The following is a 12,905-nucleotide window of genomic DNA, read 5'->3' as shown; positions in this document are numbered from 1 at the left end:
TTACGATCTAGACGTGTATGAATCAAGGTAGCAGCCTTGTGATAATGACTTGACTATAGGGGAGTAACTGACGTGAATAAATCACAGCACTCTTCCATGTGCAGGCGTTGAGTGGCGCTATATCTGTAAAGCTATCGGCCACACGAAACGTTGATAATAAAGGTTCTCAGTAACAAGGGTTCGACGTTTTATAACAAGGCATTGAGCGGATGTTATTTTTAATAGAACGATAAAATACGACTTGCAGTGATGTCGATATAATAGCTAATTGCCTGTATCGGTAAGTTGCATGATTGCTTTATGCCAGTTATTCGGCCATTTGCACATCTTGTACCAGGCAATAACCGCGGTTGCGTACCGAGCGAAACAGGCGCTCGCCAAAAACGCCTTTAAACTTGCTCTGGAGTCGGCTGAGGCACATTTCCAGGCCACTGTAGCTGTATGTATCTTTATTGATGCCGATAATAAGTTCCTGTTTGCTGCAAATACGCTCATCTCTTTTGGCCAGAGTCTTGATCAGCAGCGACTCTATAGCAGTAAGCTGTATGCAGGTGTTGTTATTGCACAGGCGATGTGCCGTTGAGCAAAACAACCAGGTATCAGGGCTGTTGGAATAGCGTGCGGTAGGCGCAAGGGCTGGAGAGGTCAGGGGAGTTTTCAAAGTAGGAATAACAGTCAGGCCCAGAGAGCAGGGGTGGATGTTCAGCAAGTGAGGCTTTGTTGCCGTTATCAAGCTGGCTGCGTTAGATACATGATTGTTAGCAGGCGCCATGTCACGCTGTGCATTTGCCCAGCTATCCAATTGCAGCGTACGCCACTGCGAACTGCTGCGTTCGCCGGTCTGTTGGCTAGCAGGGTTTTGTTTAAGGGCTGCGCTGGGTAAGCTATATGCAATCCAGTTGTTATTGGCTGAGGGTATGTAAGCTGAGTATCTGAGTGTTACCTTCATGCTTCAACGTCTCCATTCGTCGGTGTCAGGCGGGTGCCAGTTGGCGAACTACAGCGCGCTGCAGCGCAGTTCATGAAGTAATTGTTTTATTCCTGAATAGTGCCCCGACGCAGTCGATAGCCGAATGCGCGTACACTAAAGATCAATTCCAGGTGGTAGTATTTTTTTATCTTGGTTCTCAAGCGGCTAATGGTTTTTTCCAATGCTCGCGGGTCATAAAATACAATATTGGGGTCCAGGGTTTTAGCAATGCTGTCCTGGCTCAGTGCATGCTGCGGTGCCTGTAACAGTGCGTCGATAATGATCATTTCAGTGTATGAAATATCAATTTTTTGACTGGCGCTGCATAATAAAAGCCGAGTGCGGTCAAGGGTCAGGTGGGTAGTTGTGGCCCAGTGTGACTCCGCTAAAGTGCGTGAAAGTAATGCCTGCTTTTCCAGTGGATCAATCGGCAACTTTATACAGTGATCCGCGCCAGCTAGATAATAATGGGTGCTGTTGAAGGATTTGTTGTGGGTTACCAGTATATAAATACAGGCGGCCTCATTGATTGTACGGATATGCTTAAGCAACTCCAGGCTGTCATTAACAGCTTCAGGAGCATTCACCTCAATAAAAGCGGCTTCTGTGGTACTAAAATCGCAAGCCATATTCCCCAGCGTGTCGCAGGCGTCGAGATGCCTCACTTCAGCAGTGACAAGCTGATTTATATCATCGACCAGCGCTTGGCTATAGACAAAATTAAGCGCTTTGGGGGCCTGAATATCGGTAGTGCATCCTGCAGCAAGCATATCACCTAACCCAAGTACTTAGAGGCTGTGGGATTTTGCCATACAAGACAATATCGAATCAGACATTTTATAACATTTGCTGCATTTAGTGTTATTTCTACTGGCAATTTTCAAGTTTGTGCATATCGAAGGTCGATTTATCGAGATAAATAGCGTTGTTGGCAGTATAAATGATTGGCAATAGCATGAATTTACATATTATTCAATGTGAGTTTACGGGACGCGAGAAGCGCCAAGCCACAAGCAGGCCCAGTGCCACCCCGGCAGTATTGGCAAGTGCGTCGTAAAACGACGCCGTGCGCAATGGAATAAGGGCCTGGGCATATTCAATCAACACCCCGACCAGTACGCAGCCGATGGCGATCCAGTGCAGCTTGACAGGCAAAAACGCAAGGCGGCAACTGAATGACAGGGCGAAAAAACCAATAAAGTGATGCAGCTTGTCTTCCTGGGCAAAAAGCTCTGGAATCGGCTGGCTGCGCAAGCCTGTAAACAGTAGGCCTACGCACACGGCCATAAACAGCAGTGCACGCAGCCAAAATGGGAGATCAACCAGGCGCTGAATCAGCGGCTTCACTCGGTGATCTTCTCGAAGTTTTCATAGAAGGCATCACGATTGCGGCCATCGGTCATGGTGTGCAGCGAGTACTGGCGATGCAGCATGGCGCCACCGTCTCGAGTCAGCGGGGCCCAGGCGATATTGGCGCGGCTCATGGTCGACACGCTCATCATTTCGTCGAACGGAATCGAGATATAGATGCCCTTGTCGAAGCTACCTTCGCCGTATTCTTCCTTGGATGCCGTGGTACGTGTTACCCAGCCGCCGAACTTCACGCCATTGGTAAATTCGCGGGAGATATCAATGGTGGTACCCCAGTCACGGGCCAAATAACGACCTACGCTGACCGCGGCGTCCAGATCGAACGGCAGTTTTGTGTAAGTGGTCACATGGCCGGTTACTGTCCGGTAATCACGCAGGCCAAAGCCTTGGTCAAATTCCCGTTGTCGGACATAGTTCAGATCAGCACCGATTGACCAGCGTTCACCCATGGGGCGATACAAGAGTTCGCCACCGATACCCGCATACATCGATTCCAGATAACCGCCATAGACCATGCCATACAGATCCTGGTCCAAGCGTTTTGCCTTGTTAAGTTGCAGGGCAGGCATGGTTATATCGGAAGTGGTTGCATATTGCCGCAAGTCAGTTCGTACTCGAGGTAGATTGCTCGCGGAATCGTATTTGAACTTATCATAGTTATTCAGAAGGTTGGCGCTGATACCGCCACTGGCCCAAGTGCCAGGACTAAAGCGGTATTGCCCTTCGGCATAGGCGCTAATCTGGTACAGCAAGAACCCATCAGGCCCACCAATGTTTTGCTGGTAGCCCAGGCCAAAACCGTATGTAAAGGGGTCAGGTTTGTTTTGGTATAGGGTATTTTCAATATGCGGTACTGGGCGATTCACTTCGGTAGTGCGGTGCAGGTTGACCAAGTCCTGCTCATTGTTGATCACGTCGCGGAAAGTCGAGCGCGGGACGCTAATTTCTTCCACGGGCATGTCATAACGTTTGTTGACCAGAGTGAACCACTGGATCTGATCGTTGGCGGTATTGTCCAGAACTCGGCTTGCACGGCCTGCGCCCTTGGCAGCGTAGAAGTACTTGGATTGCTCGCCATACACCATAAGTTCGGAGTCGCGTTGAGCGATACGCTCAACTTTATAGCCAGCGTTTTTTTCGAGCTGTTGTGAAACTGCAGTCCAGTCAACCTCTTCAAGTGGAGCCACAGGAGCCCGTGCTGGAAGCGGTTGTGCTGGCGGATCGAAGCTTTTGACCGGAGCCTTGCGGCTGATAAAGTTGGTATGCAGTGTAATACCGAACAGGGCGGTGTTACCGCGTTCCCAGCCCACACTTAAATCGACGGAGTCATTCAGCTTGTAGACGGCACCTATGTTGATAGGTGAGTCTTGAGTCTGGTTGTTCTCTTGGGGCTCATGTTTGTAATCGTTACCTTCAAGTTCAATTTTAAGACTCAAAGGCTCCCAAGGGGTTTGGTAGGCTATGCCGCCAAATATGGATGGGGGGCCACGAAAATACATGCCTGTGTTCACGTCGCCCGCAGAGGCGTTGCTACGTCGATCGTTATAGCTATCATCGTAGTAACTCAAAGGATTACGAAAATCTCCGCGGTTACCTAGATAACCCCAGGCAATGCCTACGCTGAAGTCCAGGTTTTTGTAACGTTTATTTGCTACGAAATATTCGCTGGAGAACAAGCCTGTGCCACCTACATCTCGAAAGCCAAGAGCTACTTCCGGTAGCCAATGGCTTTCTTGCCAAAGCCGGGCTTTGACGTCAACAGCCTTATCCTTGTTGCTTTGGTCGCCACTTAATCCTTCGGGCCCGTAGCTACGGTTGCTGATGGATGTATAGCGAAATGTGCCTTCGAGCCAGTCAAGAGGCTGTAGCGATAGGCTGTAACGTGAGTTCGGCGAGGTGCGGTTAGCGTTAAAGCTCAATTCACCAGCAGGCGCCATACGCGCAGTCGGTGTTTGCATCAAGCCCACACCACCAAAATCATTCTGGGTATAGCGCGGTTCCGCATGGGCCAGGCTATAAGGTAACAAGGCGACAACAACAAAACGTAACTTCAAGGTGCAACCTCAGCCAGCGGTTGGGTGGCGAGGAACTGCGCCAACTGCTCGTTCAAATCGGGTGTAGGCAAATCGGCGTTGTCGTTGCGCACGGGCACCAGAATCCTGCTGCCAGCGACCGCATACACGCCGTCCTCGCGGTTCCAAGCAGCAATCGCAACACGCTTGTAGGTGCCATCAGGGTGAATTAACCACAGGAAATCCGCTTCCGCCTCTTTCAGTCGCGGGCAGCTGTCGAGGTAGTCACGTACTTCCAGCAGGGGCTGATAGGGCAGGGTGCAGTCATGTTCAACTGCACCTACCACGGACACACTATTGGTGCGCGTCGGATAAGTTACCTTGTCGCCATCACTGAGCAGATAGTTGTGGGCAAAGCCTACTTCCAGCGCGACCGGGTCAAGGCTGACCACTTTGCGGCCAGTAACCGGCAATTGGCTGATGTCCTGGTGCAGGCGCGCCGCCACAGCCGCGAGGTCGTCGTTGTTGTTGAGCAAGGCGCCGCGTTGCAGCATTTTCAGGTCGAACAGCACGCCAGCCTTGAGCCGTACCTGTTTTTCAACTTCTGGTTGATGCAGCCATGCGGCTGCCAGCCAGTAGCTTTCCGGATTGGGTTGGGCCTGGCTGATCACATCCAGCAAACGCATGCCTGGCTTGAATGCCACGCTGAGCGGCTTGAGCGCATCACCGCTAACAGACACGGCGGCCTGACTGATCGCGGTATGGCTAAGCAGCACGCACAGGGCCAGTTTTTTCAAAGAGATCACTGGGTAGCCTCCCAGTCAGGGCGCAGATGGACAATGCGCAGCTCAAGCCCTGGCGTAACATATTGCACGCTTTGCAGGATCACCCCGTCTTCGGGTCGCACCCAAAAATGGTTGGTGCCGCTAAAGCCCAGGGCCGGAATTTCAAATTTTTCGTCGATACGCTGCAGCACATAAGGCTTGTCGAGAATGCTCACGGTTTCCAGGCCTTTGCGCATAAAGCGGCTATTTACCGCCAGGCCGACCTGTTGGCCCTGATAGATATCGATCCAGCGCGCGCTGCGCTCACCGTCTGCCACATGCTGCAAACCACGCTTGAATGGTGACTGCCCGTCGAAACGGGTACCGTCCAGGCTTGGCTCCAGCCCGGTGGTACGAACCACCAGGCCGTTACGCATCAGCAATACTTGCTTGCCCGAGGCGACCCAGTACTGCAGGTCACCCTGCTGGCGAAGCATGGCCATCACCCCTTCACTGGAAGGTGTGGTCACCAGGATTTGCGCATAAGGTACGGCCGCGACGTCGGCCGCTGTCAACTGCAGCGGCTCCACGCTCTGCACAGCGGCCTTGAAGGTATCGAGAGAGCCTTGCATCAGCGGGCTGCAGCCACACAGCAACAGGCACGCCACCAGGCATGAGCGGTTACGAAGAGTTTTCAAAACGGCTCAAACCTTATCGGCTGCTGGCTTCACTGAGGTTGTTACCGGCTGCGGCGCCTGTACCCAGAATGGTTGCCGATGGCAGCAATTGACTGATCAGGCGGTTCCAGCGTGTAACTTGCGCAGGGCCGACATATACAATGTCCTGCGGCTTGAGCTCGAAATGGCTAGCAATCGCAAAGGCAGTAGGGGATTCGGCATCCAGCTGGTACACCTTGGCCGGTTCGGTTTCAAGGTTCTCGGCGCCACGAATCACATACAGCGCATTGCCGTTGGAGGTGGTTTGATTCAAACCGCCCACCGAGCCGACAACATCAGCCAGGTTCATGTGTTTGGTTTTGAACCTGACCGCTTGCGGCGCAAGAACTTCCCCCATCACATAAATCTTCTTGCGATCGTTGTACGGAAGAAACAACTGGTCGCCGTCCTTGAGGAAGACATTGTGCAACTGTGCACCCTGACCGTTGAGCGAATCCAGATCAAGGATGTATTCGCGGCCATTGCGGGTCAATGTAAGGCTGGACAGATCAGCATTGAGCGGCTCAATGCCGGCTGCGCCAATGGCCTCAACCACGCTCATCGGCGAAGTGGTAATCGGCATCGGGCCAGCTTTGGTCACTGCGCCGGCAAGAATGGCTTTTTGGCTGGCAAAGCGCAGCACACTCAAATCAACCTGCGGGCTATCCACGTATTGCGCCAAACGCTGGGCAATGGTGGAGCGCAGTTCTTCGATGGTTTTACCCGCTGCATCAAGCTTGCCGATATAGGGGTAGAAAATGGTGCCGTCCGGTCGCACCAGGCGCCCGTTGGCGTCAATCTGTTGTTGGGCACCAGAAGGCGCCGTTAACTCGGGATGGTCCCATACGGTGATATACAACACGTCGTTGGCACCGATCCGGTAGGCCTGTGGCTTGAATGCCAGCAACTCTGCCGGCACCGAGCTTGAGACGTAGGTCGCCGCGTTTTGCGCAATCAGCTTGGGAGTGATGGGGATCAGCTCGACCCGACTGCTTTCTGGTGAGCCTTCAGTTCCGATCTCACTGGTATCCAGGTACTGACCGGGCGCAAACATACAACCTTGCAGGGCGAGCCCTGCAAGTACCGCGAGCGACAAACTACGAATCATCATTGAGGACACTTGTAAAGGAAACACATCAAAATCAAATGCCTGGAGTTTTCCAGGTGGTTTAGTCCTTTCGACCTGGCAGGTACTTAGCGAGTAGTACCGGTGGTGCCTGTGGTGCCAGTAGTCCCCGTAGTGCCAGTAGTGCCGCCGTTGCTGCCACCACCGCCACCGCCACCCGAAGCTGCGGCCGCAATACCGGCTGCTGCTGCAACACCCAGGCCTACTGCTGTGGTTGTGCTAACGCCACCCAGTACACCGGTGGTGGTAGCCAAGGATGTACCCGAGGTAGTACCTGCAGCGCCCGCTTCAGCAGCAGGAGCGGAGTCCGCGGTTGGAGCTGCAACAGGTTCAGCAGCGAATGCAGAAGCGCTCAACGCCAGGGCAAGTGCAGAAACGATAAATTTATTCATTTGAAAATCCTTTTGTAAAAGTCTGTATTGGCGATGGTGCAAGAGCGCCTTTGTCCAAGGCTATGAACGGCGAACCCTGGATATGCTTATGGCCCCCGAAGGCGCTATAACTGTGGCACTCAAGTAGTTCTGTACAGGCATTTTAATGTGCAATAACGGCTCAAGAATACCTGTGCAGAGCGGTCAGTGTTGCTGACCTTTTATAACTCCCCGTTAAATATCAGCAGGGGCTGGAGGGCAGCAGGGCAATTGCTTTTAGCACACCCATCATACTGGATTCAGGTACGACCGTACTTGTCTTCAAAGCGTACGATATCGTCTTCACCCAAATAAGAGCCGGATTGCACTTCAATCAGCTCCAGCGGAATGACCCCCGGATTTTCCAGGGCATGGATCTGGCCAATCGGGATGTAGGTAGATTCGTTTTCGCAGACCAGATAGGTTTTCTCGCCATTGGTCACCCTGGCTGTACCGCTGACCACGATCCAGTGCTCAGCACGATGGTGATGCATCTGTACCGACAGCTTGGCGCCTGGTTTTACGGTAATGCGTTTGACCTGATAGCGATGGCCGTTGTCGACGGAGTCATATACTCCCCATGGACGATAGACCTCACGATGGTTGATATGTTCAGTGCGCGAGCCACTTTTCAACTGCTCTACGATTTTCTTTACATCCTGTACATGGTCCTTGTGAGCGACCAGTACCGCATCCTTGGTTTCAACAATTACCAGATCATCCAGGCCGACAGTGGCGACCAGACGGCTGTCCGCATGCACATAGGTGTTGCGCGACTGCTGGTTAAGCACATCACCTTTGAACACATTGCCCTGTTGGTCCTTGTCACTGACATCCCAGAGCGCAGTCCAGGAACCGATATCGCTCCAGCCTGCATCCAGTGGCACCATTACCGCATCGGCTGTTTTTTCCATGACGGCATAATCCACTGAATCATCCGGGCAGGCGGCAAAGGCGGCTTCATCGACGCGGGTAAAGTGCATATCCTGCGAGCCACCGGCCAGAGCAGCACGGCATGCTGCCAGAATATCCGGGCGATACGTTTCCAGCTCTTCCAGGTAACGACTGGCGCGGAACATAAACATGCCGCTGTTCCAGAAGTAACTGCCATTGGCCAGATACTCCTGCGCAGTTACCAGATCCGGCTTTTCAACAAAGCGGCTGACTTTAAAACCGCCAATACCTACATCGATGCCTTGCTCGATATAGCCATAGCCGGTTTCAGCATGGGTAGGAACGATGCCAAATGTTACCAGCTTGCCGTCTTGTGCAAGGGGCAGGGCTGTTTGAATGCAGGTCTGGAACGCCTCAACATCCTTGATCAGATGGTCGGCAGCAAGAACCAGCAGGATAGGGTCCTGGGCTTCGCTACAGGCCTGCAAGGCAGCCAGCGCGATGGCAGGTGCCGTATTGCGGCCGACGGGTTCCAGCAAAATACCGGCTTTCTCAAGGCCCAGCAGCCGCAATTGCTCGGCAGCGAGAAAACGGTGTTGTTCATTGCAGATCAGCCGCGGCAATTCTGCCCCCAGCCCGGCAAGGCGCTGAATGGTGGCCTGCAGCATTGAAAAGTCGGCATCGGCCAGTGGCAGAAACTGCTTGGGATTGAGCTGCCGTGACAGTGGCCACAAGCGGGAGCCGGAACCACCCGCCATGATGATCGGAAAGAGCATGGTCATAATCCTTTGTATGCTTTAAGAGTTATCGCAGCGCGTCCAGGTAGGCACGAGTATTGTCATGTACCTGCGCGCAGGCCTGCATCTCGGCCTGAGGCCACCAGTGATAGGCATCATGTTGAGCGTGAGGGGGGTGCAACAAGTCGTCTTCAGCCATAACCAGCTGGTAAGCCAGTACTACATAGTGGGTGTCCGGGCCTTGCCCGGGCGCCGCAAACACGCTGTCAGCATAGAAGTGCTCATAGACCCCCAGCAAGCGGGCATCACTACGCGCACTGGCCTTGCCCAGTTCTTCCAGGGTCAGCCGGTTGAAGGCCGCATCCAGGGTTTCATTTTTAAGGATACGGCCGCCGGGGACAAACCAGTTGCCCTGGGCCGGCCGATTAAGCCGTTGCCCCAACAGGCATTCGCCTTTGCTGTTCAAAACCACCAGATCGATGGAAATCAAGGGGGTTGAATCGACAACGCTGCGAAACAGTTCATTGCTGAGCCACATGATTTAAATCTCGCTCAGAAAACGGTTCAATATCTGGTCTTTATCCAGAAACTCGCCGGCATAGCCTGTAGCAATCGTATTGGGTACCGGCATGGCCAAAACGCTTTCGATACCCTCGATCAAGGCCTCGACCGATTCCGGCTCCACCAGGGTGGCGATGCCCGGGTACTCGGAGCACAGCAGCCCCAGGCTGGTATCAGGATCAGCGGTGATCAAGGCATTGCCGCCTACCGCCAGGATATTGGTGAGCTTGGACGGCAATACGGCATCCGCCGCCCCGCGCTTCTGGATCACCAGATGACAGTCGGCCGAAGCCAGCAGGGCAGGCAGATCGTCATAGGGCTGGAGCGGAGCAAACACAATATTGTGCAAGTTATGCTGCTGGCTAAGCTCCAGTAATCGGGCTTTACCGGCACCTTCCCCCACCACCAAAAACACCAGGTCGGTTCGCGCGCAAAGGCGTTGTGCAGCTTCGACCACGCATTCAAGGCCTTGCTTCTCGCCAATATTGCCGGAGTAAAGCAGTACGCGCTTGTCGGGGTCGACGCCAAGCCTGCGCAGCAGTTCGGCATCACGGGGCACATTACGGAAGCGGGCGGTTTCGGACCAGTTGGGAAAGAACCGCAACCGCTCTTTGGCAACGCCTTTTTCTGCCGCCCGCTGCAACATACCGCTGGAGATGGTCGATACCCGATCAAATGCCCGCAGCACCGCGCGCTCAACAGCAAACGCCCAGCGCTTGAGGCGCTCGCCCTTGGCGATGGACAGCCCGAACAGGGCATCCACTTCGTAATCCTGAATATGCAGCACCGAAGTGGCGCCTGTCAGTTTGGCCAGCGCCAGTGCCTGGGGGGCGCAAAACAGCGTTGGCACCACAAGGATCACCAGTTCAGGCTTCCAGCGTAACTGGGCCAGCATGGCAAAGGTCGACGACAACGAAAAACTGGCCAGATGCAGCAAGCGCTTGATAGCTGTGGGCATGGCGGGAACATACAGCGGGCAACGAATGACCGTGACGCCAGCCTCCTGGCGTTGGTTAAAACGCCAGGTGCTGAAACCTTGCCAGACCTTCCAGTCCGGGTAATAAGGCGGGGCTGTAACCACCCGCACCTCATGGCCCTGAGCGGCCAGCCAGGCAGCCATCTCACCGCTGTATTTGCCGATACCGGTCAGCTCCGGGCTGTAGTTGATACCGTAGAGCAGGATCTTCATCAGTGTGTCCGCGCCTGTTGCACGTTAGTCACGTACCAGTCATAAGCATCTTTGAGTCCGTCTTCCAGACTGATGCTGGCCTGCCAGCCCAGGGACCTGAGGCGTGACACATCCATCAGCTTGCGTGGAGCACCATCCGGTTTGCTGGTATCGAAGGTCAGCTTGCCAGTAAAACCGGTGACCTCGGCAATGGTTTTGGCCAGTTGACCAATGGTGCAGTCAACGCCGGTACCCACGTTGATATGGGACAGCATCGGCTGGGTATTGGCCTGATAAGTGGCATCATCCAGTTCCATCACATGGATACTGGCCGCGGCCATATCGTCCACATGCAAGAACTCGCGCATTGGCGTACCTGTACCCCAGATCACCAACTCATCGTCGCCGCGCTTAACCGCTTCATGGAAGCGGCGCAGCAGGGCAGGGATGACATGGCTGTTCTGCGGGTGATAGTTATCATGGGGGCCATACAGATTGGTCGGCATTACGCTGCGGTAATCACGACCATGCTGACGGTTATAGCTTTCACACAACTTGATCCCGGCGATCTTGGCAATCGCATAGGGCTCATTGGTGGGCTCCAGGGTACCGGTGAGCAGGGCCTCTTCGCGCATCGGCTGCTCAGCATGCTTGGGGTAAATGCACGATGAGCCGAGAAACAACAGCTTGTGTACATCGTTCCGGTGGGCGGCCTGAATGATATTGGCCTGAATCATCAGATTTTCGTAGATGAAATCAGCCGGGTAGGTGTTATTCGCCTGAATACCACCTACCTTTGCCGCTGCCAGATACACCTGATCGATCTTATGCACCTGGAAAAAAGCCTGCACGGCCTGTTGATCCAGCAGATTCAGGGTATCGCGCCCGGCCGTCACAATACGGGTATAACCCAGTGTCTGCAGGCGGCGGACGATGGCCGAGCCGACCATCCCGCGATGGCCGGCGACAAAGATATTCTGGTTCAACTCGCGGGCCATACTCAGTTCTCCGTAGCCACCGGCAAGTCATGGCCGTGCTCTTTAAGCAATGCGTGACGCTGGGCGACCTTAAGGTCTTCGCGAACCATTTCGGCGCACATTTCTTGGGCGGTGATTTCCGGTACCCAGCCCAACAGTTCTTTGGCTTTGGTCGGGTCGCCGAGCAAGGTTTCAACTTCGGCAGGGCGGAAGTAGCGCGGGTCTACCTTGACGATAATATCGCCCACCTTGAGGGCCGGGGCCTTGTCGCCATCAATGCTGGCAACAATCGCATGCTCATTGACGCCTTCACCCACGAACTGCAGGCCAATGCCCAGTTCGGCAGCTGACCAGCGTACAAATTCACGCACCGAGTACTGCACGCCGGTAGCGATCACAAAGTCATCGGCAACATCTTGTTGCAGCATCATCCACTGCATGCGCACGTAGTCTTTGGCATGGCCCCAGTCACGCAGTGCATCCATATTGCCGAGGAACAGGCATTGTTCCAGGCCCTGACTGATATTGGCCATTGCACGGGTGATCTTGCGGGTTACAAAGGTTTCACCACGGCGCGGTGACTCGTGGTTGAACAGGATGCCGTTGCAAGCGTACATACCGTAGGCTTCGCGGTAGTTAACGGTAATCCAGTAGGCGTACATTTTGGCTACGGCGTACGGTGAACGCGGGTAAAAAGGCGTTGTTTCCTTTTGCGGCGTTTCCTGCACCAGGCCGTAGAGTTCGGAAGTCGAGGCCTGATAGAAGCGGGTTTTCTTTTCCAGACCCAGCAGGCGGATGGCTTCCAGAATACGCAAAGTACCCATGGCATCGACATCCGCGGTGTATTCCGGCGACTCGAAGCTGACGGCTACATGGGATTGTGCACCCAGGTTGTAAACCTCATCCGGTTGTACTTCCTGGATGATGCGGGTCAGGTTGGAAGAGTCAGTCAGGTCGCCATAATGAAGAACAAAGTTGCGATTATTGACATGGGGATCTTGATAGATATGGTCTACGCGCTGGGTATTGAAAGATGAGGCGCGGCGTTTGATACCGTGAACTTCATAGCCTTTTTCCAGCAGAAGTTCGGCTAGGTAGGAACCGTCTTGGCCGGTAATGCCGGTGATAAGAGCGCGCTTTTTCATTTTGACATATCCTGTGTGTTCAATAATTAGCAATGATGTGGAGAGAGTTTATTG

The 12,905-nt window shown here is 53.9% G+C and carries 13 protein-coding genes; all 13 read right to left on the bottom strand.

The genetic code is table 11. From position 1 onward, the window contains the following. Positions 1-307: 307 nt before the first annotated feature. Complete coding sequence (locus FHL07_RS23875) at positions 308-949, bottom strand: winged helix-turn-helix domain-containing protein (RefSeq protein WP_238705575.1); 642 nt, start codon at positions 947-949, stop codon at positions 308-310. A gap of 86 nt (positions 950-1,035) precedes the next feature. Further along, on the bottom strand, positions 1,036-1,740 hold the full coding sequence (locus FHL07_RS22390) for a helix-turn-helix domain-containing protein (protein WP_095000578.1): 705 nt from the start codon (positions 1,738-1,740) through the stop codon (positions 1,036-1,038). Between the two features lie 202 nt (positions 1,741-1,942). Further along, the gene (locus tag FHL07_RS22385; RefSeq protein WP_373557891.1) at positions 1,943-2,257 is read right to left on the bottom strand and encodes a VanZ family protein; all 315 of its coding nucleotides are present in this window, start codon (positions 2,255-2,257) and stop codon (positions 1,943-1,945) included. A 56-nt stretch (positions 2,258-2,313) separates the two neighbouring features. Further along, a complete protein-coding gene (locus FHL07_RS22380; RefSeq protein WP_095026902.1) occupies positions 2,314-4,395 on the bottom strand; it encodes a YjbH domain-containing protein in 2,082 nt (693 codons plus the stop codon). Beyond that, on the bottom strand, positions 4,392-5,159 hold the full coding sequence (locus FHL07_RS22375; RefSeq protein ID WP_095026901.1) for a capsule biosynthesis GfcC family protein: 768 nt from the start codon (positions 5,157-5,159) through the stop codon (positions 4,392-4,394). The genes FHL07_RS22380 and FHL07_RS22375 overlap by 4 nt, the downstream gene beginning before the upstream one ends. Next, entirely contained in the window at positions 5,156-5,815 is a 660-nt protein-coding gene (locus tag FHL07_RS22370; protein ID WP_095026900.1) for a YjbF family lipoprotein, read from the bottom strand. Before FHL07_RS22370 ends, FHL07_RS22375 begins: the two co-directional genes overlap by 4 nt. Positions 5,816-5,828: 13 nt before the next feature. Then, positions 5,829-6,941, bottom strand: a complete 1,113-nt coding sequence (locus FHL07_RS22365) for a polysaccharide biosynthesis/export family protein (RefSeq protein ID WP_095026925.1) — start codon at positions 6,939-6,941, stop codon at positions 5,829-5,831. Positions 6,942-7,027: 86 nt separating this feature from the next. After that, the gene (locus tag FHL07_RS23730; RefSeq protein WP_095026899.1) at positions 7,028-7,351 is read right to left on the bottom strand and encodes a hypothetical protein; all 324 of its coding nucleotides are present in this window, start codon (positions 7,349-7,351) and stop codon (positions 7,028-7,030) included. A gap of 278 nt (positions 7,352-7,629) precedes the next feature. Further along, positions 7,630-9,039: a mannose-1-phosphate guanylyltransferase/mannose-6-phosphate isomerase gene (locus tag FHL07_RS22355; RefSeq protein ID WP_095026898.1), complete on the bottom strand. Its 1,410-nt coding sequence runs from the start codon at positions 9,037-9,039 to the stop codon at positions 7,630-7,632. A gap of 28 nt (positions 9,040-9,067) precedes the next feature. Beyond that, the gene (locus tag FHL07_RS22350; protein ID WP_095026897.1) at positions 9,068-9,538 is read right to left on the bottom strand and encodes a GDP-mannose mannosyl hydrolase; all 471 of its coding nucleotides are present in this window, start codon (positions 9,536-9,538) and stop codon (positions 9,068-9,070) included. Between the two features lie 3 nt (positions 9,539-9,541). Beyond that, a complete protein-coding gene (locus FHL07_RS22345; protein WP_095026896.1) occupies positions 9,542-10,750 on the bottom strand; it encodes a glycosyltransferase WbuB in 1,209 nt (402 codons plus the stop codon). After that, positions 10,750-11,727 (bottom strand): GDP-L-fucose synthase, encoded by a 978-nt coding sequence (gene fcl / locus FHL07_RS22340; RefSeq protein WP_095026895.1) that lies wholly within the window; start codon positions 11,725-11,727, stop codon positions 10,750-10,752. Before fcl ends, FHL07_RS22345 begins: the two co-directional genes overlap by 1 nt. Positions 11,728-11,729: 2 nt before the next feature. Beyond that, complete coding sequence (gene gmd, locus FHL07_RS22335; RefSeq protein WP_095018140.1) at positions 11,730-12,851, bottom strand: GDP-mannose 4,6-dehydratase; 1,122 nt, start codon at positions 12,849-12,851, stop codon at positions 11,730-11,732. Between the last annotated feature and the right edge of the window lie 54 nt (positions 12,852-12,905).

This window comes from Pseudomonas sp. FSL W7-0098 (assembly GCF_005930585.1).
In the GTDB taxonomy this organism is placed as follows: domain Bacteria; phylum Pseudomonadota; class Gammaproteobacteria; order Pseudomonadales; family Pseudomonadaceae; genus Aquipseudomonas; species Aquipseudomonas bubulae.
Note: the sequence above shows the minus strand (reverse complement) of the source record. Positions and strands in the feature narration are given on the sequence as shown.